Below are 26108 nucleotides of genomic sequence, written 5' to 3' on the forward strand. Positions count from 1 at the left end.
GACAATGAAAAAGACAATACAGATAAATATAGCAGGCGTAGTTTTTAATATTGAAGAAGATGCCTACGACAAATTAAGTAACTATCTGCGTTCTATCCAGCAGTATTTTTCTTCTTATGAGGGCAGTCAGGAAATAGTTTCTGACATCGAAGCCCGCATAGCCGAAAAATTCTGGATCAAGGGCAAGTCAGACACCGTGGCTCAGGTAATAACCCTTGAAGGCGTAAACGACCTCATCCAGTCGATGGGCAGTGTGGCCGACTTTGAGGCATTTCAGGAAGAAGAAGACCTTAAAAGCAAAGCTAATGCCAAAGCAGAAAGTACCGCGGCAGGTTCTGAGCCATCTGGGGCTTCTGCTCAGGATACCACCTCTGCCGGCCAGGCAGCCCAGCCTGCAGCCCCTAAACGCCTGTATCGTGATGTAAAACGCAAAGCACTCGGAGGCGTACTCTCTGGTCTGGCGCATTATTTCAATATGGATGTGGTTTGGGTACGCATCATATACTTGTTTTTATTTCTGGGTATTCCGCCTTTGATTGATGACCTGGCGTCAATTTCTGCTTTTGTTTTTCTTGGCTACTTTGTTTGCTGGATAGTGTTTCCACCCAATGCCAACCTTGAAGAAGACGAGAAAATCAAGAAATTTTATAGAGACAACGACAACAAGGTGCTGGGTGGGGTAGCCAGTGGTCTGGCGGCTTATTTCGGAGTCGACGTTACGGTTATCCGCTTATTGTTCGTTATTGGTGTGCCTATTGTGTTTATTGGTGGTATAACCTATATTATTCTCTGGATTGTGGCGCCTAAAGCACAAACCCTTACCCAAAAGATGGAAATGAAAGGTGAGCCAGTTACACTTTCTAATATTGAAACCAATATTAAAGAGGGTCTTAAAGTAGACAAAAGCGCTCCTGAAAATGCCTTGACCAAGGTATTGTTATTCCCATTCCGTTTAATAGCGGTTGTTATTAAGGGTATCGGCGATGTATTAAAGAATCTGGGGCCTGTAGTAAGAATTCTTGCGGGTATAGTGCTGATGTGTTTTGCATTGGTAGCTTTAGTAGCGGTAGTAGGCTCTGTGGCTGCGTTTTTCGGAGTAGCCAGTGGTATAGAAGGTACCGAGTTTTTTGATAACAGCCCTTTCAGGGTGTTTGCAGATGACATTCATCCAACTGCCGGTCTGTTTGCCTTTATGGCTATGTTTACCCCTTTTCTTGCTCTTTTACTGGTTGGTTTAATATTAATAACCAACCGCCGGATAGGTACCCGTAATTTCTGGGTTTCTTTACTCGGGCTATGGCTGGCCGGTTTAATGGGAACGGGTATTCTGGCAACTAAATATGCCATGAATTTCAAGAAAAGCGGCAGGGTTGAAGTAACCAAAAACTTCCCTTTACCAACCCAGACCCTGGTTATTGATTCTTATGACAACCATGATGATGAGTTTGACGGAATAGAAGTTAAAAATCAGGTGAGCGTAGAGCTGAAAGGCTATGAAGGCACAGACCTGAAACTGGAACAACGCTTTGAAGCAAAGGGCCGCACAAAAGCAGAAGCAGAGCAAAACGCCAGAAATGTATTATATGAAGTAAAACAGCGTGACTCGGTGCTTGTGTTTAATGAAGAAATGCTATTGGGAGAAAAGGCGCGTTTCCGCCGCCAAGACCTTGATATGACACTTTACATACCTTATAACAAAGATTTTAAGCTAACAAGAAGATTCTATTATGAGGTGTTTAGTCGTTGGAATAATGAATTTGATGTAAACGATGACGATATAGACCGATATACCTTCGTAATGAAGAGGGATTCTGGTATGGTTTGCCGCGATTGCCCCAAACTAAGCAATGAAGAACGCGAAGCCTTAAGAAACAGAGACAATTATAACGACGATGAAATATCGTTTGATACTGAGGTTTTTGAAGGCAAAGGTCAGTTTGATAAAAAGTTTGATGTACGCAATTTTAAAGAAATTGAAGTTGGAGGCGCATTTGTTGTAACGGTGCGGCAGGGAGAAACGTTTAGTGTTGAGGCTAATTCAGACAGCCAGGATAATATTGATGATCTGGATGTAAATGTAAACGGTGGGACCCTTGAAATAGAATACAGAGATAAATTCAGTTTCAGCCGCCGGAATGAAAGAACACGCATTAATATTACGATGCCAAAACTGGAAGGTCTTGACCTATCGGGCGCATCGAGCGTAAAAGTAATAGGCTTTAAAGACAAAACTCAGGACATTAACATTGAATTGTCTGGTGCAGTAAAACTGGCCTTGGACGTTGATGCACGTGAAATAGGCCTGAACGCCTCTGGCGCCTCTAATGCAGACATGCGCGGTTCGGCTAATAAGGTAGATGTAGATGCATCTGGTGCCAGTCATATTAACGCACGCAACATGGCAATTGACCAGGTTGAGGCTGACGCAAGCGGGGCAAGTAGCATAAGGCTGGGTAAAGTAAGAGCGCTGAACTCTTCTCATACCAGCGGCGCAAGTAAAATTACCCGTGAGTAACATAAACACGGAGTAGCCCGTAACAAAAAAACTCCTTTTTATTTTGATAAAAAGGAGTTTTTTTTATTTTTGTAATAGATTGATAGTCAGTAGGCTTATCTATAAAATGTAGTTTTTTTTGACGTTTATATAATATTTTAGAAAAAAAACGTTTGACAATTAGTACATTTTAGCAACAAAATACTTGACAAATTAAAAATTGTTATACTTTTGCAGCCACAAATTTTTTGTAACATTAAATAAGGAATAAACTATGTATTGGACACTCGAACTTGCGTCATACCTTGAAGACGCTCCGTGGCCCGCTACAAAAGATGAGTTGATAGATTTTTCGATTCGTTCAGGAGCACCCATTGAAGTTATTGAAAATTTACAAGAATTAGAAGACGACGGACAACCGTACGAAAGCATCGAAGAAATTTGGCCTGATTATCCGACCAAAGATGACTTTTTCTTCAACGAAGATGAATATTAGGTTTTCAGTTATAAAAAGAGCAATAAACACCGTTTATTGCTCTTTTTTCTTGATGAGGCTTGTTATTTTAATTCTTCTTTCAGAAAATACCCCGTATAGCTGCCTTTTACTTTGGCAACCTGCTCAGGTGTGCCCTCGGCAATAATCTGCCCTCCTTTGGTGCCGCCTTCCGGCCCCAAGTCAATCAGATGGTCAGATACCTTGATTACATCCAGATTATGTTCAATAATCAATACCGAATTACCCTTATCTGCCAGCTTTTGAAGTACCTCCAATAGCTTTTTGATATCCTGAAAATGCAGGCCTGTGGTAGGCTCGTCTAGTATATAAAGTGTTTTACCTGTATCTTTCTTAGATAACTCTTCGGCCAGTTTCACGCGCTGAGCCTCACCGCCAGACAACGTTGTGGCATGCTGGCCAAGCGTAATATAGCCCAGGCCTACATCAAAGAGCGTTTGTACTTTTCTGAAAATTTTCGGCTGAAACTCAAAAAAATCAAGTGCCTGTTCAACCGTCATGTCAAGCACATCTGCTATTGATTTGCCTTTAAAGCGTACTTCCAGGGTTTCACGGTTAAACCGCTTGCCTTTGCAGGTCTCGCAGGCTATGTGTACATCAGGCAGAAACTCCATCTCAATCTTTTTCATTCCTGCGCCTTCGCAGGCTTCACAACGGCCGCCTTTTACATTAAACGAGAACCGACCAGGCTTATACCCTCTTATTTTGGCTTCCGGTAATTCGGCAAACAAAGTACGTATGTCAGAAAACATACCTGTGTACGTGGCAGGGTTACTTCTGGGCGTACGTCCAATCGGGCTTTGGTCTACCTCAATTACTTTATCAATAGCCTCAAGCCCCTCAACCGATTTATATGGCAGTGGCTCTCTTTTAGAATTATAGAAATGACGGTTCAGAATCGGGAATAGGGTTTCATGAATCAACGAAGATTTGCCGCTACCACTTACACCGGTAATAGAAACCATTTTACCTAACGGTATTTTCAGGGTAACGTTTTTCAGGTTGTGCCCGGTAGCCCCTTTAATTACCAGTGCTTTATCATTGCCTTTTCTACGTTCTTTTGGTATGTCTATATTTATACGGCCACTTAGGTAGTCAGAGGTGGTACTTCTGTTTGCCAGAAACTCCTGTGGTGTACCTTTGGCTACAATGTTTCCGCCATGTCGGCCGGCTCCGGGGCCAATGTCCAAGATATAGTCTGACTCCAGCATCATGTCTTTGTCGTGCTCTACTACCAGAACCGTATTGCCCAAATCTCGCAGGTCTTTCAGGGCCTGTATCAGTTTTACGTTGTCTCTCTGGTGCAGGCCAATGCTGGGTTCGTCCATGATATACAATACGCCCACCAGCTGTGTGCCAATTTGCGTGGCAAGACGAATCCGCTGCGATTCTCCCCCTGAAAGCGTTCTTAAAGGCCTGTTTAGTGTCAGGTAGTCTAAGCCTATACCCAGCAGAAACCCAAGCCTCTTTCTTATCTCTTTTAATATCTCTTTGGCAATAATATTCTGGCGGTCAGACAACCTGCTTTCCAGGTTTTCAAACCAGGCAGCAATTTCACTGATATCCAATTCTGCCAGTTCGGCAATATTTTTTTTGTCTATTCTAAAATGCAGCGATTCTTTTTTTAACCGCAAGCCATTACAATCAGGGCAGGTTCTTATTACCAGAAAGTCGCGTACCCAATCCTGTATTTTATCGTTGTCAGAGTCCTGCTGGCGTTTCAGGAAGGTAATAACCCCTTCAAAATTGGTGTTCCATTCAGTGCCAGGATGTTTTTTTGATGGCACGGCCACCGGCTCTTCACTGCCATAAAGAATGGTCTTAAGTGCCTCGGGTGGTAGTTTATCAATCGGCGTTGAGATATTGGCCTTAAAACTTTTCAGTATAATTTCTATCTGCTTGAAAATCCACAAATCGCGGTATTCGCCCAGTGGTGCAATACCACCGCGGCTAATGCTCAGCGATTTATCAGGAATAATTGATTCTTCGGTTATTTCTTCAATCGTGCCCAAACCATTACAGGTAGGGCAGGCGCCATAAGGCGAATTGAACGAAAAACTGTTGGGCGATGGGTCTTCGTAAGAAATACCCGATTTAGGGTCGGTCAGGTTCTGCGAAAAATACTGTGCTTTGTCTTGTGCATCTACCAGCATCATAGACCCCTTGCCTTGCTTCAAGGCCGTGCTGACCGACTGGTTTAAACGATATCGGTCTTCAGATTTGGGTACTATTCTGTCAATAACCACTTCAATATCATGTATCTTGTAGCGGTCCAGCTGCATTTTTGGCGTTATGTCTGCTATTTCGCCATCAACGCGCACTTTGTTATAGCCCATTTTTGCTATCTGAACAAACAATTCCCGATAGTGTCCTTTCCGGCCTTTTACCAATGGCGCCAGTAAAGTGATTTTCTGGTTTTCGTGCTGTTGCAGAATATGGTCAATAATCTGGTCCTGCGTTTGCTTCACCATTTTATCGCCAGATACATAGCTGAATGCCTCACTGGCACGCGCAAATAGCAGGCGAAGGAAATCGTAAATTTCGGTGGTTGTACCCACTGTAGAGCGGGGATTTTTTGAAGTAGTTTTTTGCTCGATTGAGATAACCGGCGACAAACCATTGATTTTATCTACATCCGGCCGTTCCATGTCGCCGATGAAACTTCGTGCATAAGAAGAGAAGCTCTCCATGTATCGTCTCTGGCCTTCGGCATAGATGGTATCGAAAGCCAGTGAAGATTTACCACTACCCGAAATACCTGTAATAACTACAAGCTTGTTACGGGGAATGTTGACGTCAATATTTTTTAGATTATGTTCTCTGGCACCTAAAACCTCTATCTGGTCAAAGCCGGTAAGGTCGATGTCGTTCAATTGTTTTTCGCTCACAAGTATAAGGCAGATTATTTAAAACTAACGAAAAACAGGGGCTTGTGGTTCCTGTTTAAAACTAATTAAGCGGCCATAGCCGCTTAATTTCAGTATCATACATGTACAGATTTCTTAGTACACCAGAATCCTGTTATTAATCATCTCCCGGGCAGCTTCAGCTATACCTTCAGGGTCAAAACCACACTCACGGTGCAGCTCAATCTGCTCTCCATGTTCCACTATACGGTCCGGAATACCCAGGCGTTTTACCTTGGCGGTATATTCATTGTCGGCCATAAACTCTAGTACGGCACTTCCCATACCACCTTTCAGGCAACCGTCTTCTACGGTTATTACTTTATCAAATTGTCTGAACACCTCATGCAAAAGACCTTCGTCCAGTGGTTTTACAAATCTTAAATCGTAGTGTGCTGCGCTTATACCCTCGACCTCTAACATTTGGCAGGCCTCTACTGCATAATTGCCTATGTGGCCAATAGTTAGAATGGCAATGTCTGCGCCATCTTTTATTTTTTGCCCTTTACCGATGGTCATTTTTCTGAGCGGTCGTCTCCAGTCAGGTAAAACTCCCTCGCCACGCGGATACCGTATCGTAAAGGCTGTTTTCAGCTTTTGCGACTCATCCAGCTGGAAGGTGTACATCATATTCCGCAGCTCTTCTTCATTCATAGGGGCGGCTATTACCATATTCGGTATGCAGCGCATGTAAGCAATGTCATAAGCGCCATGATGCGTAGGGCCGTCGGCACCGGCAAAACCCGCTCTGTCGAGGCAAAAGATAACCGGTAGCTCTTGTATGCATACATCATGAATTACCTGGTCGTAGGCGCGCTGCATAAAAGTTGAATAGATGTTGCAATAAACTACCATTCCCTGGGTAGCCATTCCGGCAGAGAACGTAACGGCATGTTGTTCGGCAATGCCTACATCAAAGGCCCTGTCTGGTATGGCTTTCATCATTATATTTAATGATGACCCTGAGGGCATGGCAGGTGTAACACCAATAATTTTAGTGTTTACTTCGGCCAGCTCAACAATGGTATGGCCAAATACATCCTGATACTTAGGAGGCATTGGCTTGTCATAGACTTTTTTCTTTATTTCGCCGGTAACTTTATCAAAAAGCCCTGGGGCGTGCCATTTGGTCTGGTCTTTTTCAGCCGGGGCATATCCTTTACCTTTTACTGTAAGACAGTGCAGGATTTTCGGGCCCGGAATATTCTTCAGGTCTTCCATTACGCTTACCATGTGGTCAAGGTCATGACCATCAATGGGGCCAAAATAACGGAGATTTAACGCTTCAAATAAATTACTCTGGCTAAGCAAGGCGCCTTTCATGGCGTTTTCTACCTTTTGCACAATTTCTCTGGCACTTTTGCCAAAGGTGCTCATTTTACCCAGAAGATTCCAGACATCATCTTTGGCCTTATTGTAGGTCTGTGATGTGGTAATGTCGGTCAGATACTGCTTCAATGCCCCAACGTTGGGGTCAATAGCCATGCAGTTATCGTTCAGAATAATCAGCAGATTGGCATCTTTTACATCACCGGCATGGTTCATTGCTTCAAAGGCCATTCCGGCTGTCATAGAGCCGTCGCCGATTACGGCAATGTGCTGGCGTTTTTTGTTGCCGTTTTGCAGCGAGCCAACCGCCATACCCAGTGCAGCTGATATTGAGGTAGAAGAATGCCCAACACCAAACGTATCGTATATGCTCTCTTTTCGTTTCGGGAAACCAGAAATACCGCCATAAAAGCGGTTAGTATGAAACTGTTTTCTGCGGCCGGTAAGAATCTTATGGCCATAGGCCTGATGCCCCACATCCCAAACGAGCTGATCATCCGGCGTATTGAATACATAATGAAGGGCTACAGTTAGCTCAACCACACCAAGGCTTGCGCCAAAATGCCCACCATAAACAGACACAATATCTATAATAAACTGTCGGAGTTCGTCGGCAACCTGCGGAAGTTTTGAGCGGTCAAGTTTTCTTAGATCGTAGGGTTCTTCAATATTTTCCAGAAGTTCGCCGGGTGTGATGAGCATATCTTTATAACAAATTACAAGTCGATTGTTCTGCTTAAACTAAAGAAATTATAAAATGTTTATTTTCATTGTAAAAATTTACATTTTTCGCCCAAACAGTTTGCCAACCATACTTAATTTTGAAGTATGAAGTTAAATGAAGCCAACAAAGGTATAAAAAATAACAGAATTTACTTGAACTAATCTTTCTTTTGGCTGGCACGATAAAGCTTATGCTTTTCTTCTTTGGTAAGGCTTTCATAGCCAGATTTCCCAATTTTGTCCAGAATAGCATCTACTTCATCCTGGTCCGGAAAATAATTGGGGTCCAGGCCGGAGCTGCTCATACCTTTGTTAGATACCGTAGACTCACTGTATCTTCTTTGCGGTATTTTCATTTTGGGCTTTGGTCTCCAGAAATCACTCCACCAGTCAGCAACGGCTTCGATAGGGCTGCCCAGGTTAACCCCTTTGCGCAATAAATAAATGTAAGAATAGCCTGCCAAAGCACCACCCAGATGAGAAATTCCACTGCTGGGCACTATAAAAGAAAGTAGCAGAAAAAACCAGGCAATGTATTTTATTTTAATAAGAAAAAGCCCGAAAAAATAAAACTCGTATTCAGGCAGAAGCGTTACGGCCGCAAACATAACCGCACATACCGCTGCAGAAGCCCCCAGTATTGTTGAATTGATGTTATTAACCTGAGGCGCCAATAAAAGCAGGTTATAAATACCCACGTAAATAATGCCACTGAAAACCGCCCCGAGAATATATATACTTAGCAGTTTACGACTGCCTATAAACTCCTGTACCAGCGTTCCAAACCAGAACAGGGTCATCATATTAAAGAGCAGGTGCCAGAAACTGTAATGCGTAAAACCGTAGGTAAGGAGGGTCCAGGGTTGCATCACAAGTTCCCTTAAAGGCGCAACCAATATAATGTTGTTATTGATGGCTCTTTCAATAACACTGCCGCCGGGAACAAAAGACAAAATAAAGCCTGCCAGAATTAAAGACAAGAAAACCACCGCATTGATGAGCATTAGTTGCACCAATGTGTTCCCACGACGAAAAGGTCTTTTTATGTCTTCTAAGAAATTTGCCAACTTCTCTGTTTTCCTTAAACAAATTTAAACAAAAAATTAATACCGCATTTTTCCGAAACCGAAATATCTTAACAGAATGAAGCCTACCAGCAGGCCGCCTACGTGTGCAAAATGAGCTACTCCCATTGATGAGCCATGAACCCCAGAGTATAACTCATAGATACCATAAAAAGCGACCAGATACTTGGCCTTAATGGGTATCGGGAGCGGGAAAATAATCAGCTCGTTATTCGGGAACAGATAAGCGTATGCTATCAGAATACCGAAAATCGCGCCCGATGCCCCCACCATTGGCGTTAAGGCCAGTAAAGCGTAAGCATCTGACTCCGGCGAGAACTGTAGCATATCGTAAATATTTACAAAAGTGTAAATAAAGCTAGCTCCGACCCCCGTTATTAAATAGTATATTAAAAAACGTTTCGAACCCAAAAATGTTTCAATGCCCGAGCCAAAAATAAGTAAAGCAAACATATTACTTATTAAGTGGTTGAGGTTGGCGTGCATAAACATATAAGTAACGGGCTGCCATATCTTAAAATTCGGGTTCAGTAGCATCGATTCGCCAGGCAGAATCGGATTATAGAACGCAAATTGTTGTGTAATGTAATCATCATTGAGAAAGCGCGACAGAAAAAATACTACAACATTTATTATCAATAAATTACGGGCAACAGGGCTTAAATAAAACATATCTTTTGATTTATTTTTTAATAATGAGTTCGGCCAGGCGTTCTACCGATAAAATGGTCATAATCGGTTCTCCACTCGGAGTATAACCTGGAACAGCCGTTTCAAAAAGTTGATGAATCAGTAAATTTATTTCAATTTTCGAAAGTTCGCCAATATATTTGGCAGAAGATTTTTTTGAGAACGAGCGCGCCACATTCTCAATCACATCCAGATGTAAATCGCTTTGGTTGGTCTTATATTGTTGTAATAACCCCTCAAAAATCTCTTTTTCGTTTTCTTCCTGCACCTCCGGTGGTACACCACTTATTTTGATGGTGTTCTGCCCGAATTCTTCAAAAGAAAAACCCAATGCCTTAATCTCATCCTGTATCTCAAGCACCAGTTGAAAATCAGCAGGATGGAGGTCCACAGTTTTCGGGAAAAGCAGTTGTTGCGTAAACGAGTTTTTATTTTTCAGGTTGTTATGATACTTCTCGTAAAGAATACGCTCATAAGCGGCTCTCTGGTCAATAAGCATCAAACCACTTTTGGCCTGCGCCACAATAAACCTGTTCTGAACCTGAATAGCCGTTATTTCTTTTATTTCGGCCAGCCTTTTACTTTCGTCAAGAATAATATCATTGGCTTTGCTGCCCAGTGTTATGGGTGCATCGGCAGGAGAGGCGGCACTCTGAAAACCCAGGGTACTCTGGTTATTGGGCTTGAAACTCTCCATACCTTCAAACAGTTTACGCCAGTTTTCGGTATTTCCTCTGTCTCTTAATGAATCACTCATTGACGCTAGTGACTCAAGCCCCCTTCGTGGTTTTTCAAAATCTGAAATGGACTGGCTGATGGGCGTTGGTGTGTCGCTGAACCTGCCGGTTGAAGTGATATTGCCAAAATTAATATCAGATTCAAAATCAATAGTAGGTGTCAGGTTATATACGCCAATGGCCCGTCTTACTGCCGACCTGATGATGGCATACACGGCTCTTTCATCATCAAATTTTATCTCCGTTTTGGTCGGATGAATGTTAATGTCTATGTGTGATGGGTCAATCTCAAGAAATAACACGTAAAACGGGCTGCTGCCTTCGGGTATTGTGGCCTCAAAGGCACTTAGCACGGCATGGTGCAGGTAATTATGCTTGATAAACCGTTTATTGACAAAGAAAAACTGCTCACCGCGCCCTTTCTTGGCCGACTCCGGCTTACCCACAAAGCCTTCTACATTTACAAAAGGTGTTTCTTCTTCGCAATTAGCTAATTGCTCGCGGTAGTTTTTGCCAAAAATATCAATAATCCTGCGGCTTAGTTTTCCGGCCGGAAGGTTATAAACCTCCACATCGTTATGGTAAAGCGTAAACTGAATTTCGGGGTGTGCCAGTGCCACACGCTGAAACTCGTCCAGCACATGCTTCATTTCAACCGGGTTCGACTTTAGGAAGTTTCTTCTGGCGGGCACGTTAAAAAACAGATTTTTTACCTGAAAATTAGTACCCTTGGTACAAGATACAGACTCCTGACTTTTTAACTCCGAGCCTTCAATTCTAATCATCGTTCCCACCTCGTCATTTTGTCGGCGTGTACGTAATTCTACCTGAGCCACCGCGGCTATTGAAGCCAGCGCTTCGCCCCTGAACCCCATGGTACGGATGGCAAACAAATCATCGGCTGTTTTAATTTTTGAGGTAGCGTGCCGTTCAAAACTCATGCGTGCATCAGTGGCCGACATCCCCACACCGTCGTCAATTACCTGTATCAGGGTTCTGCCGGCATCTTTTACAATCAGTTGTATGGTCTGGGCCTGGGCGTCTATCGAATTCTCCAATAATTCTTTTACTACTGAAGCCGGTCTTTGCACAACTTCTCCCGCCGCAATCTGATTGGCAATCGAATCAGGTAGTAAATGAATAATATCTAGCATTTGTATGTATTTTTGCCCTCTTAACTGTTTTTAATTATTTAATTAACCTTAATTTTAAACCAAATTGTTCCTGTCTTGCAAATAAATTCAACCCCAAAGGCTTACACTTGCTCAGGGCCGCTTACAATTTTACACATATTGGTTTTCAAAAAAAGTATAAAGCATTTGCACCGCAAAATTGACGTTTTCTGAAATGAAAACAGAAAAAAACTTTATTTAATTTTAGTGGCTCTTCAAACGAACCGCCTCAAAGATGAGTTCTTATAAAAAAGCAGCGTCTTTAAATAGTGGCTCAGCATTAATCAATTACTTTAAATTCTTCTCGTATGAACAAAAAGATAGGAATACTTCTTGCCGGGGTGGCTGTATTAGCTCTGGCTTTTTTTGGCGTAAGGGCCTATACCAAAAGCAAAAGCCCTGCTGATACCGCATCGTTTAATCAGAATGGCTTATCGGTTCAGGTAGATTACTGCCGCCCTTACAAAAAAGACCGTGTGGTTTTTGGCCAGCTGGTGCCTTATGGCAAAGTCTGGAGAACCGGTGCTAACGAGGCCACGCTCTTTACAGTAAAGCAAGATGTAAAAATTGCAGGCAAACCACTAAAAGCCGGAACATATACTTTATGGACAGTACCCAATGCGGATGTATGGACTATAGTGCTGAACAGACAAACCGGGCAGTGGGGTACCAAATATGACGAGTTGCAAGATGTACTAAGGGTAGATGTGCCAGCCGGCAAAACCACCGGAACCGTAGAGCAATTTAAAATAGACTTTGCTGCAATGGCCGGGGGAGCAAACATGGTTTTGCTTTGGGAGAACACCGAGGTAAAAGTACCTGTTACACTTTAAGATAAATACTTTGTAAGTAAGAAGAATTTCCGAACTTTACAGCATGGATTATATAGAATTAACGTTACAGGCAGATGCCGATTTTGTGGAAATTCTGATGGCAGAATTGGCCGAGTTAGGTTTTGAATCGTTCGTTGAAACCGAAGACGGGCTGGAGGCCTACATTCAGGAAGAAATTTTCAATGATATGGCCGTGAAGCAAATGCTGGAAAGCTACGCTGCGCGCACGGGTATTTCGTATCAGTTTAAAAAGATAGTAAGGCAGAACTGGAACGCAGAATGGGAGAAGAATTTTCAGCCGATTCAGATTGGTGAACAGATTTTTGTTCGGGCTGATTTTCACGAACCCAGGCCCGGGTTTCCTTATGAAATCATTATTACACCTAAGATGTCGTTCGGTACGGGGCATCATGAAACCACCTCTATGGTAATGGAGCATCAGCTTAACATTGACCATACGGGCAAAAAAGTGCTTGATGTTGGCACAGGTACCGGTATTCTGGCTGTTTTGGCGTCAAAACTGCAAGCAAGCCATATTAGTGCATTTGATATTGACGAGTGGTCTGTTGAAAACACCATAGAAAACATACGGCTGAATAATGTAACAAACGTAAGTGTAAGGCAGGGTACCATAGAAGACCAACCACAAGATGTTTACGAAATTGTACTGGCCAATATTAACCGGAATATCCTTATCAGCCAGATACCGGCGTATGTTAAATTCATGGCTCCGGGCGCCGAACTGATAGTAAGTGGGTTTTATGAAAAAGATATTGCTGATATTCAAACAGTTGCCGAGTCGGCGGGGCTAAAAAAACTGGCTCATCTAAGCAAGAATAATTGGGCGGCAGTCGTTTTTAAATATAAGTAATTTAAAAGGGCGAACACAATCGCAGTTCTTTTCATATGCGGCACCTAACTATTATCTTCTGTTGTGGTATTCTTTTGTCGGTTGGGGCAAAGGCACAATCAATCAGGTTGTCAGAAAACCCACAGACCTTTATCAGTGAGATTAAGACGGTAATGGGCGCAGAAAAAAATGCCATAGCCATTGCCATGGGCGATAAGTTTGAGGTTTACTGGACAACCCGCTTTACCGACAGCCAGAAAACGGTATTGATGAACACAACCAGGCGGATGGGGCTGAAAGGGCATAAAATGGCACAGTTTTATTACCTCTTTCTGCTGATTGATAAACTGATAACACAAGAAAACTATAACAATACACGCCTTGATAATTTTCTGGGGGTGGCGCAAAAGACGGTTGAGCAATATGACCTAAAAACAGCTACCCGTGTTTTTGAAACCTTCAAGGATTTTCTGGAGAAGCGGAGAATCTATGCCTCGGGCTTTAACCGGTTATATGTACTTGGGGGTACATTCGATTTCACTTTCTCTGGTAAAATGCCAGAAGCAGCAAAAGCTGCCCCACCTGCCACTACGGCAGCTCCTGCCCCTGAAGAAGAATCAAAATTATTTGATGGCTGGGACGCCCCCGTACCCGTAACACCGCCGCTTTCTGCTGGCAATGGGTTACAGGAGTTGACTAAGAAACCCATGCCGGTGTTGTCTGGTGTGGCTGTTGAGTTCAGCAATGCCGACCTGGTTATGGCCACCGCCAGCGACTCAGTGGCTATTAGCCAAACTTCAGGCACCATAGCGTTGAAAGACGGCGTTTTTGTAGGTAAGGGCGGCACAATCACCTGGGCTAATCTCGGACTACCTCAGATTTCAGCAACCCTGGCCGACTATACCTTTGAAGTCAGAAACCCGCGTTTTACAGCAGAAGATGTTGCTTTTACCTATCCCGACCGCCTGACAGCCCCGGTAAAAGGAGTGCTGGAGTTTAAAGGCGAAAAGCGCGCCAAAAATGTACCGGCATCGTATCCGCGTTTTATGTCTTACCAGAGCGACGCCTTCATCAAGAATATCGATAAAAGTATTGAGTACAAAGGTGGGTTTTCTATTATCGGCAAAAGAATCTTTTCTTCATCTGCCAGCAATAGTTATGCATACATTACAGTAAAACAAGACGGCAAAACTGTTTTTAAAACCAGTAGTACGCGCTTCGAAATTAATGATGCTTTCATCAATGCGCAGTTGGCCAGCTTTGTAACCTACATCGGCCAGGACTCCATCTATCATCCGGCCGTAAAACTCAATTACATACCTGCCGACGGCCTGCTGAAATTGAATAAAATAGAAGCCGGCAGCTACAGAGATGCCCTGTTTATAGATTCGTATCATCAGTTGGGTATCAAATGCGATGCCATGCGGTGGAATCTGGCAGAAGGCAAAATGGATTTCTATATTGTATCCGGCAAAACGCAGGTACCGGCCTTGTTTGAATCGCTCGATTTCTTTGACGCCCAAAGGTTAGGCAGGCTCAGCGGTGGTGGCAGTTTTAATCCGTTGCTGGTGGCCTCTAATTTTGTGCAGAAAAACAACAAATCTTCTTTCAGTGTGCATGAGGTAGGCGCATTTAATAATAACCGGGTATCGGCCCAGAACCTGAAATCAGGCTTTATGCTGGCCGAGCAGCAGGGGTTTTTATACTATAACCCCATAACAGACCTCTACAGCATTACCAGAAAAGGGCAGCATTATCTGGCTGCCAACACTGGTAAAAAAGATTTTGACGACCTGCTCATACCTTCTATTTATGGCAGCAGTAAAGACTCTACCGCTAATGCTTCCTTAAACCTGACAGACAAATCACTGTTGATAAGGGGTGTGAAGCGTTTTAACCTGAGCGATTCGCTGGAAGCGTATGTATTGCCTTATGATGGTATCGTAAAAGTAGGTAAAAACAGAACCTTTGCCTTTAATGGTCAGTTAAAGGCAAAGAACTTTCGTTTTTCTGGTAAAGAACTGGTACTCGATTACGAGAAGTACTCGCTCTCTTTGCCGAGGATAGATTCAATTACCTTTACACCCCCTGATGCCTATGCCAAAGGCGCTACCAAAGAGATAGGCAGTAAATTTAAATATGATAACGCAGGCGTGGTGTATCTGAACAAACCTGATAACAAGTCGGGCCGGATGCATTTGCCGCAGTATCCAATACTGAAAATAGATAAGGGAGTAATTGTTTATTTTGATGATGCCTACAGAGGCAACCGGGCATTTAACCGTGAAGTGCGATTTGAGGTGCCGAAAATAGACTTTGACAGCCTGAACGTAAAACCTTTGGAGTTTAGTGGTACCTTCTATTCGGGTAATATATTTAAACCGTTTAAAGAAAAGCTAAAAATTCTGACAGATACCACCATCGGCTTTTCGCATAAAGTGCCCGGCGGTAAGTACCCTGTATATGGCAGCGAAACCTCTGTTAAGTTTGCCTCTGAGCTGGTGATGGACGACAAAGGCCTGCATACTAAAGGAGACATTAATCATCTGGCTGCCACTTTAACATCTGACGAAATCTTCTTTTTTACCGACTCATTAACAGCCAAAGGCAAGGTGGGTAAAGTGCTGGAAACCGCCAGGCCCGGTGGGGCTTATTACCCTAAGGTAGATGTAAAAGACTACACCCTGAAATGGATACCCAAAGCAGATTCAATGCTGATTGCCTCTACTGAAGGGTTTGATTTTTATCAGGCATCTTCATCTTTAAAAGGAAAAATACTATTAAGAAAAACCGGATTATTTGGTGCAGGCAACCTGGTTCGAAATGATTCAGAGACCGGCTCTGAACAATTCAAGTTTAATAAAGAAGGCTTTTTTGCCGATAACTCGCAGTTTAAAATCAAGGCCAGTTCTCCCTCAACCAAAGCGGTTTTGTTGGCAAAAAACGTAGATATTAATTTCAATATTACCAAAAGCCTGGTAAACATTGTGGGTAATGAAGGCAATAGCTTTAATGATACCACAAGGCAGACATCGCTGGAGTTCCCTTATGCAGCCTATAAAACCAACATAGACAAAGCAGAGTGGAACATTAAGAAAAAACAGATAAGCATGAAAGGCGATTTAGCCTCTACGCTGTTTGCATCAACTAATTCTGCCCAGGAAGGGCTGGCTTTCAAAGGGAGTTCGGCAGTATACGATATTGAGCAACTAACCTTGAATATCGGCGGAGTGCCATACATTCAATCGGCAGATGCCAGAATCATGCCTAACAAAGGGCAGGTGGCTATCAGAAAAGATGCCGAAATGCTACCTTTCAAAAATGCCCGACTGACAATTGACACCCTGAACGGCTTTCATAACCTGAGCAACGGTAACATACAGATTCTTTCCAAAAGCAGATTTACCGGAGATGCCTCCTATCAGTTTGTGAATGCCAGAAAAGATACTTTCAATATAAAAATGGGTGACTTTGAGTTAAGGGAGGTAAAGCTCCCGGCAGGGCCTGACGGCAGGAAAACAAAAGAGAAGGGGTATTCTACCTATGCTCATGCCACCGTCAGAGACCGCGATAGCGTGTATCTGTCACCAAAAATCATCTATCAGGGAGAAATTTCTATGTGGGCGCCTGTTAAAACCCTGGCTATGGATGGTTTCGTATTGCCGGTACTTAAAAAATATCCTAAACTGGGTGGTTACTGGATACCATACAAAGGAGAAAAGTCTGAAGAAGTGGTTATTACAGTTGATAAAAACCTGAAAAGTGATGAAGAACCGCTGTTTGCCGGTTTGCATTTCAGAACTACAACTTCTACTAATGGATTGTATCCTACGTTTTTGTCTGCCAAAGAAACCGAAGAAGACCAGGATGTTTTTGTGGTAAACGGTGTCTTGCGCCGAGACGAAACAAACAGGCTGTTCAGTATAAAACCTGATGACCCCAAAGCCACAGCTGTTAATAAATACGAGCTGATTGAAGACAAGGGTATTATTAATCTTGAAGGCAAATACAACCTGTTGGGTAAAGAACTGGCACAGTATATGCAAACAACAGGTTTTGCTACTTTAAGACTCGATTCGTCAAGGCATCAGTTTAATACCATGATGCTGGTAAACTTCCCGGTGGCACAGCCTATACTGGCTAATATGGCTACTAAAATTGTAAAAACTAACCTTGACCTGGGTGTAAACGAAGCCGCCATTGAGCTTAATTCGCCTGAGTTGATTTCAAAAATCTCGTATATCGTAGGCGAAAAAGACATTGAAGACTACAAGCTGCGGTCTGCTAAAGAATATGTGCCGTTATTCAGGTTTTCGCCCCGCTTTATCAATACCATTGTATTCAGCGACCTGCAGTTGGTCTGGGAGCCTAAGCAGAACGCCTACAGAAGTGTAGGCAAGCTGGGGGTATCAAACATTGGCGAGACAGATATCAATGCCAAAATAAATGGTTATGTAGAGATACGGAAAAACCCAGTTACCGGCGACGAGGTCTATGTTTTTCTGGAGCTATCGCCAGAAAGCTGGTATTATATGGGGTATAAAGAAAATGAAATGGGTATTATATCTTCTGATGATGCCTTCAATGCGCTGGTAACTAAAGGAGAGCGAAGAAAAGACCGTGGGTATCAGGTTATAGCCGTCGACCACTCAGAGGCCATTCTTTTCAGAAAGATGTTCCTGGAAACCTACCGCGGCCTGAAAGAACCACCTAAAGGAACCAAAGTTGACCCCAAGAAGCTGGCAGACGCCCCCAAAGAGGCAACGCAGAAAAAGGAAGAAAAGAAAAAGAAAGAAGAAGCAGAAAAAGAGGGTTTTTAACAGAATTAAGGGTTGGCCGACTAAGAAGCCAGCCCTTTTTTGCAAAGCAAATAACCTGAAACAGCAGCAGGAATATTGATTGATCAGCACAGCCCTGCACAACCCGAATAATGAAAACCGAAAGAACAGATAAGATTGAACTAAAACAATTGCAATGATGTTGCATATTTGTTCTATCTTTGTGTCACGGTTTCTGTGATACAATTTCACATGGAGTATGCGGAAAATATTCACTCATTATCATAATCTCAATAAAGTAGGTCTGTGGCTTTCTATACTCTGCATGGTGCATTGTCTGGCTATGCCTTTTATAATAACATCATTACCTTATCTGAGTAAAAATACCATCAGCGAAAAATCAGAGTTTTTTCTGATTGCCATAAGTGCCTGCCTGGCGGTTTATCTTTTGTTAAAAGATTACAAGAATCATCGTAATTCGCTTCCCCTTGCTTTGTTAACTCTGGCATTGGCATTTAATATGCTGGGTATCTTTATTGTTTCTAACGCCTACGAAACCATTTTTAATGTAAGCGGCGGCCTGTTAATGGCCCTTGCTTATGGCTTAAACTGGTATTTTCATAAAAGAGCCTGCCATAGCCACCAGCATTAATCATCCATAAAAAAGGCCCTCATTTTCATGAGAGCCCCGGTATAAAATCTTATTCTTTCCAACGCCAGTCTTTGCCAATTATCAGCTCGTTTTTCAGATTCTGTTTAATCAAAAACTCTTTGGTTTCTTCATCATTCATTTTCTTTGTAGGCAATGCATCAGCATTGGCCAGGGCATAAAGCATCATGGCTGTGAATCGAACATTATTGTTAATTTGTTTTTTATCAATTAAATCAAAGCGGTCGCAGTTGGCATGATAACAGTTGTAGGCTTTTACCGGGAAACTGCCCGACGGCGAGCAAACCGGCACCCCCTGTATCATAAACGGCTGGTGGTCTGAGTGCAAACCGGCTCCGTTCGGATTGGTGTTGGTATAGCTGGAATCAATTTTTCTGATTTTAGTGCCTACTTCATCAAAGAAAGCCCTCAGTTCAGGGCGCCCCATTGCATTAAACCCGCGGGCATTGTTTACCATGTCCAGATTCATCATTAACTGAACTTTATCCAGTTTTCCCTCATCCAGATATTTTTTCACCATGGCCTTAGAGCCCAGCAGGCCTTGTTCTTCGCCCATAAACATCACAAACTCAATAGTTCTTTTGGTTTTCAGTTTCAATGCCTGAAACACCCTTGCTACGTCTAAAACAGTAAAAGAGCCAATACCGTTATCCATTGCACCTGTTGCCAGATCCCACGAGTCCAGGTGTCCGCCAATTACAATTTTGTCATCTTTAAGTTTTTTAGAGCTTCCGGGTAGGGTAGCTATCACGTTCCTGGCTTTAATAGGGCGGCTGAAATTCTGCATATCAATTACCGCCAGCAGATTAGGCTCTTCGTTCATCCATTTCCGAATCTGCTTGCCACTTTCAACCGATACACAAACAGCAGGAATCGGAATCAGCGCGCCGGTAACAGAGGCCGTTCCTGTAAGCAGTACGCCTCCTTCAACCGCGTTGGCAATAATTACCCCCGCTGCGCCGTATTTAATGGCCAATGCTGTTTTTTCAGAGCGGTGCAGGTTTTTCTTGCCTTTGTTTTCCGGCGATTGCAGGTTGATATTGAACAACGCAATTTTACCTTTAACCTGATCTTTTACTTTTTCAAAGTCAGCCTCTACACCGTCGCCACAATCTACAATCGGGCCTTTGATGTGCGACGAAACCGGCGAGTGCGCCAGTGCCACTACCTCAACATCTCTGAAATTATCACTGCCTTTGGGTACAATAGCCAGGCTAACGGTGTCTCTTGCCCACGATTCAACCTCAAAAGGCATATATTTCACGTCGGCAAAACCGTATTCCTTCAACAAGTTATAGGCAAAATCCTCAGCTTTTTTACCATTCGGGCTTCCTGTAAGGCGATGCCCGATGCTTGAGGTGGCTTCACCCAGAGTTTCATACGCACGGCCGCGATTCAGAACATCATCATTGATTTTTCCGAAAACTTCTTCCAACTCGTCTTTGGGTAAAGTAAAAGCAGAAAACAACGAGACGCTTACAACAACTGTCAAAAGTAAAATTCTCTTTCTCATCTACACTGTATTTATTTTAATTTCATTTAGTTTATACCCGTAATATTAGGTATAAAAATCGTAATTATTTCTTTGTTGAACAAAAAACCGTTTTTTAACGGTTAATATAAAAACCAAAAGCCGGCGAAGGTATGCCGGTTTAAAATTCATATATTATCTGAATACAGAAAGAAAATTCCTAAAAATAACAATATGAGTACAATACAACTAATGAAACACGATGGGATTACCCCGCCCGTAGCAAAACCGCAACCCAAAGAATTATCAGTACATGGCCACACCCGCATAGATGAATACTATTGGCTTAATGAAAGAGAAAACCCCGAGGTTATAGCATATCTGAATGCTGAAAATGCCTACCTTGAGCAGGTGATAGCTCCGGTAAAGGATTTTGAAGAAAAGCTATTTCAGGAAATGAAAAGCCGTATTCAGGAACAAGACGAATCGGTGCCGGTTAAGGAAGGCAACTATTTTTACTACTACCGATATATGGAAGGTGGCGAATATCCCATTTATTGCCGCAAAAAAGAAAGTTTGAATGCGCCTGAAGAGATACTGCTCGACGGTAATAAACTCGGGAAAGCTAAATCTTACTTTAATATTGGTGGATACGAAATTACCGATAACGATGAGGTGATGGCCTATGGAATAGATACCGTTAGCAGACGCAACTATACCGTCAGATTCAAAAACCTGAAAACAGGTAAATTATATAAGGAACAGATAAAAAATACCGAGGGAGGCTGCTATGCCTGGGCGGCAGATAACAAAACATTTTTTTATATCCGCCGCGACCAGCAAACGCTGCTGGGGTATCAGGTATGGCGCCACGAATTAGATACCGACGTAAAGACCGACGTACTGGTATATGAAGAAAAAGACAACCAGTTTTACATGGGGCTTTATAGAATGAAATCAAAAAAATACATTGCCATCAGTTGCGACCACAACGGCGTATCTACCGAATACAGATTGTTAGAGGCTGCAAAGCCATTGGGCGAATTTAAAGTATTTGCCGAAAGAGAACGCGGGCATGAATACGTAATTGAGCATTTGCATGATAAATTTTATATCCGCACTAATCAGAACAAGGCCGTTAACTTTAAACTATTGGAGGTAAAGGAAAATGAAGCAGCCGATAAAACAAAATGGAAAGAGGTAATTGCTCACAGAAAAGATGTTTTTCTGGAGTCGATGGAGGTATTCACCAACCATCTGGTATTGCAGGAAAGGACAGAGGGGCTTATTCAATTGCGGGTAATTAATCAGACCAACGGCAATGACCATTATATTGAGTTCAGCGAACCCGCCTATGATGCCTACATTGGCGCTAATCCAGACTTTAACACCCATGTGCTCAGATACATTTATACATCGCTTACAACGCCCGGTTCTACATTTGACTATAACCTTGATTCCCGTGAGGTAGAACTGAAAAAACAGCAGGCCGTTTTGGGCGACTTCAATAAAAACAATTATGTATCTGAACGGGTTTTTGTAACAGCTCGCGACGGAGTAAAGGTACCGGTATCAATTGTTTATCGTAAAGACACACTGCTAAACGGCACGGCCCCTTTGTTACAGTATTCTTATGGTTCTTACGGATACTCAACCGATGCCACCTTTAGTTCGGTACGTTTAAGCCTCCTCGACAGGGGGTTTGTTTATGCCATTGCGCACATACGCGGGGGGCAGGAAATGGGCCGCGAATGGTATGACAGCGGCAAAATGTTTAATAAGAAAAATACATTTTATGACTTCATTGACTGTTCCCGATTCCTAATTGCTAACCAGTATTGCAGCCCCGCCAAATTGTTTGCCATGGGGGGTAGCGCAGGTGGGTTACTGATGGGCGCCATTAATAATATGCAGCCTGATTTGTACAAGGGCATAGTAGCAGCCGTACCATTTGTAGATGTGGTTACTACCATGCTTGATGAAAGCATACCGCTAACCACCGGAGAGTTTGAAGAATGGGGTAACCCCAAAAACAAAGCGTCTTATGACTATATGCTGTCTTATTCTCCTTACGACAATATCGATACTAAGAATTATCCTAATATATTGATAACTACCGGTTTACATGATTCGCAGGTGCAATATTTTGAGCCCGCAAAATGGGTGGCCCGATTACGCACCAGAAAAACCGACCAAAACCTGCTGTTATTGTATACAGACATGGAGGCAGGGCATGGGGGTGCATCAGGTCGTTTTTCTTCTCTGAAGCTGATAGCGAAAGAGTATGTATTTATGCTCGATTTAGCCAATGCCTTACATTGAAATTTCGAAAGGCAGGTGTAGTTCAGAAATATTCAGGGCTAAATGCGGTTTTAACCGGGTGTTTTTACCAATTAATCATATTTTCAAAAAAAATGAGCCCGTTTTTTTTAAATTTCTAACTATTTGTTTTTTATTTGCCACCATATTCCGAACAGATTGTGACCTTAATATTTTATTTAGTCCAATTTTTTTACAACATTTTATTTTTGAATTAACAAAAAATTCCCCAACATGAAGAAGGCAATACTAGTATTTGCGTCGTTATTCGTCTTTGCCCTGACAACGCAAGCTCAAGACACCTGCAAAGTTTGCAAGCCATACAAATGGGAGGCAGGCCTCCTGCTTGGAGTTAACCAGAACTATGGAGACATGCAAGAAGATGCATCTTATCTTTCACAAAACCGTCCTATGTTCGGCGCATTTGTTCGTCGTCACCTGGGTAACTATTTTGCGTTAAGAGGTCAGGTCTTCTTTGGTGGTTTAGCCGGAAACGATTTGGATAACCCTAACGGAAGATGGAATTATCGTCGCCTGAAATTTACTTCACCTCTTTCAGAATTATCTTTACTAGCTGAAGTATATCCTTTCGGCGAGCGCAAGTATTTCTGTGACGGAGGCTTTAAAAGAAACCTGACACCTTATCTATATGGTGGTCTTGCAGGTGTTTTCACTAATCCTACAGTAACGGTTCAGTCGGGTGCTACTGCCCCTCCGTTGCAATCATGGATGGATGAAGACAAAGCAAACCTTAAAAAAGGTGCGCTTGCAATTCCGTTTGGTTTAGGTGTAAAATATAATGTAGCAGAAAGATGGACATTGGGTCTTGAAGTGGGTTACCGCTACGCATTCTCTGATTATCTTGATGGAACAAGCCGCGCTACTACAAGCCTTGTGTCTAATAAAGCTTATAATGATGGTTACGCTGTAGGTAATTTACTGGTATCTTACCGTTTTGGTGATAAAGACACAGATAAAGACGGTGTTGTTGATCGTTGCGACGCCTGTGTAAATGAAAAAGGTCTTCGTAAATTCCAGGGTTGTCCTGATACAGACGGTGACGGTATCCCTGATAAAGATGATGCCTGCCCTACTCAGGCTGGTCCAATGGCCTTGAACGGTTGTCCTGACACAGATGGTGACGGCGTAGCTGATAAAGATGATGCCTGCCCAACTTTAGCGGGTCCTGCTTCTTTGCAGGGTTGTCCTGACCGCGACAAAGACGGCGTAGCTGATAAAGATGACGCTTGTCCTGACGTGCCTGGTTTGAAAGCCTTGAAAGGTTGTCCTGATACAGACGGTGACGGTATTACAGATAAAGAAGATGCTTGTCCTAACGAGCCTGGTCCGGCTTCACTGAAAGGTTGTCCTGATACAGACGGCGACGGTATTCCTGATAAAGATGATGCTTGCCCTAGAGTTGCCGGTTCTGTAGCAGCTAAAGGTTGCCCTGACCGCGACAATGACGGTGTAGCTGACGATAAAGATAAATGTCCTGACCTGCCTGGTCTTGCGTCAAACGATGGTTGTCCTGAAGGTTACGTAAACGGTATGGCTCCGGGTTACAGAACGCTAAGCGGATGTATGATTACCAAAGAAGAATTGGATGAACTAAGCGCAGCAGCTCAGGGAATTGAATTCTACAGCGGAACCAACAAATTGAAACCAACATCATACAAAAAACTTGACCGCGTTTGTACATTGTTGCAAAGATGCCCTGATAGTATGCTTACTGTAGTGGCATACAACGATGGCCCAAGCACAGCCGCCAACCTTCGTGCTGCTAAATTGCGTGCCTGCGCTGTTTATGCTTACTTCTTGAAAAAGAAATGTATCAGCAAAGCACGCATGACCTACGAAGGAAAAGGAGACGAAGATCCTTCAACTCCTTACACAACTCCGGATGGCAAGAAAACCAACACTCGTATTGAGTTCCAGTTGAAATAAGAGCTAAGTAATAAAGCAATAAATAAACCCCGGCTACGCAGTATGTGTATCCGGGGTTTTGTTTTGTATCAATGCAGATGGCCTGTTTTAAGCGCTATATTCTCTTTAAAATAAACTGTTATTGTTGTGTGATATCCATATTGGTTATACTCCATCACACATTCAGCAATACCTGGGGTTTTTATTTGTTTAATTTTAATAATTCAAAACCAATAGGCGCTACTTCTTCGGCTGAGTTAGACAATACCACAACCGCTGTTTTTTTGGTTTTATCAAAAGCAACCAGAGTTCTGAATCCCCCTGTTCCTCCCGAATGCTGATAAATGTTTCTATTTTTAGTTAAATGCCAGCCCAGACCAATAATCTGTTGGCCCTGTTCAAATGTAATGGCGTGGGTAAGGTCTATTGCTTTTTGTAGATTTGCAGGTGCCTTGTTCATGTTGGCTTGTGTATATATAACCATGTCGTTAATTGTCGACCGTATGCCGCCCGCCCCTGCCAGGCTGTTCAGGTCCCAGGGTGAGGTGGCTTCACCTTTTTCGTTGTAGCCCTGCGCAAAGTTGCCTTCCTGTTTTGCGGGTATAGTAATGAATGTATGCTTCATATCCAGAGGGCCGGTTATTTTCTGAGCCAGAAGTTTTTCGTAGGTGGTGTGGTTTTGTACAGCTAAAATATTACCTAACAATCCCACGGCAAAATTAGAATATTCATAGTTGAGGCCTACCTCACGGAACGGCTTAAAGTGTTTCAGATAGGTGTACATCCGTTCGGTATCATAATTTTTGTAGGGGTCATCTATGGGGTCTCCTTTTTTGTAAAGGTTAATTGGCAGCCTCGGAAGCCCCGAACTGTGGTTTGACAAACTTTTAAGCGTAATAGGTACACCCTTGAATGCCAATGTAGGAATAGAATCCGGAAGATATTTGTTAATTGGGTCATCGAGCGCCATTTTGCCTTTTACTACCTCATCAGCCAGTAGAATAGCAGTAAAGGTTTTACTGATAGAGCCTATCTCGAACAACGTTTTGTTTGGGTCTGGTAATTGGTGGTTTCCTCTTTTGGTTTCGCCATAATTGTAGTTGTACACCTTGCCATCAGTAACAATGGCCAAAGCCAGGCCTGTGGTATGTTTTAACTGGATATATGGCCTTACTATACTATCAACCTTAACATCTAAGGCGGTCTGCATCTTGTTATCGGTTGCAACCAGATAATCTTTTTTAGGTTTATTATCTGCATTAGGCCGGAAAAGTAGCGTAGATATTTTATCTGAGGCGTCTAATGCTAAATAAACGTCCTGGGTTGCTTTTTCAAAAATACCTTTGTAGAAAGCCACACCATCAACGCTTTTTACAAACACTGAAGATTTCCATGTACCCAGTTGGTTATGAAGCTGCGTTATTACATTTTTTAGTTCAGTTTCGGGCAGTTGCTTCCTGAACACTTCTCCGGTCAGTTGAAAGAGATTAGCCGGATTTTTTTCGTTGAATGCCTTCTCGACCAGCACCCTTACTGAATCAATTTTTTTTTGGTTTGATTGCCGTGCGGCAGAAAATGAAAGTAGCAGAAGAAATAGTATTTTTTTCATGA

General features: G+C 42.8%; 15 protein-coding genes. 8 read left to right on the forward strand and 7 right to left on the reverse strand.

All coding sequences use genetic code 11. The features are described from left to right. Nucleotides 1-4 precede the first annotated feature (4 nt). Together MB380_RS01210 and MB380_RS01215 are read left to right on the forward strand one after the other, a co-directional pair. Nucleotides 5-2515 (forward strand): PspC domain-containing protein, encoded by a 2511-nt coding sequence (locus MB380_RS01210; protein ID WP_253532326.1) that lies wholly within the window; start codon nt 5-7, stop codon nt 2513-2515. A 253-nt stretch (nt 2516-2768) separates the two neighbouring features. After that, on the forward strand, nt 2769-2990 hold the full coding sequence (locus tag MB380_RS01215) for a DUF2795 domain-containing protein (RefSeq protein WP_015028821.1): 222 nt from the start codon (nt 2769-2771) through the stop codon (nt 2988-2990). A gap of 62 nt (nt 2991-3052) precedes the next feature. On the opposite strand, the gene uvrA is transcribed toward MB380_RS01215, so the two are convergent. The 5 genes from uvrA to mutL all read right to left on the reverse strand — a co-directional run bounded on the left by uvrA (nt 3053) and on the right by mutL (nt 11632). After that, nucleotides 3053-5896: an excinuclease ABC subunit UvrA gene (gene uvrA / locus MB380_RS01220; RefSeq protein ID WP_253532328.1), complete on the reverse strand. Its 2844-nt coding sequence runs from the start codon at nt 5894-5896 to the stop codon at nt 3053-3055. Nucleotides 5897-6010: 114 nt separating this feature from the next. Then, nucleotides 6011-7945: a 1-deoxy-D-xylulose-5-phosphate synthase gene (gene dxs, locus MB380_RS01225; RefSeq protein ID WP_253532330.1), complete on the reverse strand. Its 1935-nt coding sequence runs from the start codon at nt 7943-7945 to the stop codon at nt 6011-6013. A 179-nt stretch (nt 7946-8124) separates the two neighbouring features. Then, nucleotides 8125-9033 carry a rhomboid family intramembrane serine protease gene (locus MB380_RS01230; protein WP_253532331.1) on the reverse strand — a complete coding sequence of 303 codons (909 nt, stop codon included), beginning with the start codon at nt 9031-9033 and terminating at the stop codon, nt 8125-8127. A 36-nt stretch (nt 9034-9069) separates the two neighbouring features. Beyond that, nucleotides 9070-9723 (reverse strand): rhomboid family intramembrane serine protease, encoded by a 654-nt coding sequence (locus MB380_RS01235; protein WP_101728186.1) that lies wholly within the window; start codon nt 9721-9723, stop codon nt 9070-9072. A 10-nt stretch (nt 9724-9733) separates the two neighbouring features. Beyond that, on the reverse strand, nt 9734-11632 hold the full coding sequence (gene mutL, locus MB380_RS01240) for a DNA mismatch repair endonuclease MutL (protein ID WP_253532339.1): 1899 nt from the start codon (nt 11630-11632) through the stop codon (nt 9734-9736). A 326-nt stretch (nt 11633-11958) separates the two neighbouring features. Here mutL and MB380_RS01245 point away from each other — a divergent pair, with 326 nt between their 5' ends. The 4 genes from MB380_RS01245 (at nt 11959) to MB380_RS01260 (ending at nt 18763) form a co-directional block, all read left to right on the forward strand. Continuing rightward, on the forward strand, nt 11959-12483 hold the full coding sequence (locus tag MB380_RS01245) for a DUF2911 domain-containing protein (protein WP_253532341.1): 525 nt from the start codon (nt 11959-11961) through the stop codon (nt 12481-12483). Nucleotides 12484-12526: 43 nt separating this feature from the next. Then, nucleotides 12527-13354, forward strand: a complete 828-nt coding sequence (gene prmA / locus MB380_RS01250) for a 50S ribosomal protein L11 methyltransferase (protein ID WP_253532343.1) — start codon at nt 12527-12529, stop codon at nt 13352-13354. A 35-nt stretch (nt 13355-13389) separates the two neighbouring features. Next, entirely contained in the window at nt 13390-18153 is a 4764-nt protein-coding gene (locus tag MB380_RS01255; RefSeq protein ID WP_253532345.1) for a hypothetical protein, read from the forward strand. Between the two features lie 217 nt (nt 18154-18370). Beyond that, on the forward strand, nt 18371-18763 hold the full coding sequence (locus MB380_RS01260) for a MerC domain-containing protein (protein ID WP_253532347.1): 393 nt from the start codon (nt 18371-18373) through the stop codon (nt 18761-18763). Between the two features lie 49 nt (nt 18764-18812). Here the strand turns inward: MB380_RS01260 and MB380_RS01265 are convergent, their stop codons facing one another. Then, nucleotides 18813-20294 carry a M20/M25/M40 family metallo-hydrolase gene (locus MB380_RS01265; protein ID WP_253532349.1) on the reverse strand — a complete coding sequence of 494 codons (1482 nt, stop codon included), beginning with the start codon at nt 20292-20294 and terminating at the stop codon, nt 18813-18815. A gap of 192 nt (nt 20295-20486) precedes the next feature. Between MB380_RS01265 and MB380_RS01270 the strand changes: the two genes are divergently transcribed. Next, on the forward strand, nt 20487-22574 hold the full coding sequence (locus MB380_RS01270) for a S9 family peptidase (protein ID WP_253532351.1): 2088 nt from the start codon (nt 20487-20489) through the stop codon (nt 22572-22574). A gap of 231 nt (nt 22575-22805) precedes the next feature. After that, the gene (locus MB380_RS01275; protein ID WP_253532361.1) at nt 22806-24518 is read left to right on the forward strand and encodes a DUF6089 family protein; all 1713 of its coding nucleotides are present in this window, start codon (nt 22806-22808) and stop codon (nt 24516-24518) included. Between the two features lie 181 nt (nt 24519-24699). Here the strand turns inward: MB380_RS01275 and MB380_RS01280 are convergent, their stop codons facing one another. Then, the gene (locus MB380_RS01280) at nt 24700-26106 is read right to left on the reverse strand and encodes a serine hydrolase (RefSeq protein ID WP_253532363.1); all 1407 of its coding nucleotides are present in this window, start codon (nt 26104-26106) and stop codon (nt 24700-24702) included. Nucleotides 26107-26108: the final 2 nt, after the last annotated feature.

The organism is Emticicia sp. 21SJ11W-3 (assembly GCF_024138715.1).
Lineage (GTDB): Bacteria > Bacteroidota > Bacteroidia > Cytophagales > Spirosomataceae > Emticicia > Emticicia fluvialis.

Excerpts from the sequence above, each read along its gene's own strand:
- MB380_RS01270 (WP_253532351.1), top strand. The coding sequence starts at position 20,487 with ATGAGTACAATACAACTAATGAAACACGATGGGATTACCCCGCCCGTA.
- MB380_RS01210 (WP_253532326.1), top strand. The coding sequence starts at position 5 with ATGAAAAAGACAATACAGATAAATATAGCAGGCGTAGTTTTTAATATT.
- MB380_RS01265 (WP_253532349.1), bottom strand. The coding sequence starts at position 20,294 with ATGAGAAAGAGAATTTTACTTTTGACAGTTGTTGTAAGCGTCTCGTTG.
- MB380_RS01260 (WP_253532347.1), top strand. The coding sequence starts at position 18,371 with ATGCGGAAAATATTCACTCATTATCATAATCTCAATAAAGTAGGTCTG.
- MB380_RS01275 (WP_253532361.1), top strand. The coding sequence starts at position 22,806 with ATGAAGAAGGCAATACTAGTATTTGCGTCGTTATTCGTCTTTGCCCTG.
- MB380_RS01235 (WP_101728186.1), bottom strand. The coding sequence starts at position 9,723 with ATGTTTTATTTAAGCCCTGTTGCCCGTAATTTATTGATAATAAATGTT.
- dxs (WP_253532330.1), bottom strand. The coding sequence starts at position 7,945 with ATGCTCATCACACCCGGCGAACTTCTGGAAAATATTGAAGAACCCTAC.
- MB380_RS01255 (WP_253532345.1), top strand. The coding sequence starts at position 13,390 with ATGCGGCACCTAACTATTATCTTCTGTTGTGGTATTCTTTTGTCGGTT.
- MB380_RS01215 (WP_015028821.1), top strand. The coding sequence starts at position 2,769 with ATGTATTGGACACTCGAACTTGCGTCATACCTTGAAGACGCTCCGTGG.
- mutL (WP_253532339.1), bottom strand. The coding sequence starts at position 11,632 with ATGCTAGATATTATTCATTTACTACCTGATTCGATTGCCAATCAGATT.
- MB380_RS01280 (WP_253532363.1), bottom strand. The coding sequence starts at position 26,106 with ATGAAAAAAATACTATTTCTTCTGCTACTTTCATTTTCTGCCGCACGG.
- prmA (WP_253532343.1), top strand. The coding sequence starts at position 12,527 with ATGGATTATATAGAATTAACGTTACAGGCAGATGCCGATTTTGTGGAA.
- MB380_RS01245 (WP_253532341.1), top strand. The coding sequence starts at position 11,959 with ATGAACAAAAAGATAGGAATACTTCTTGCCGGGGTGGCTGTATTAGCT.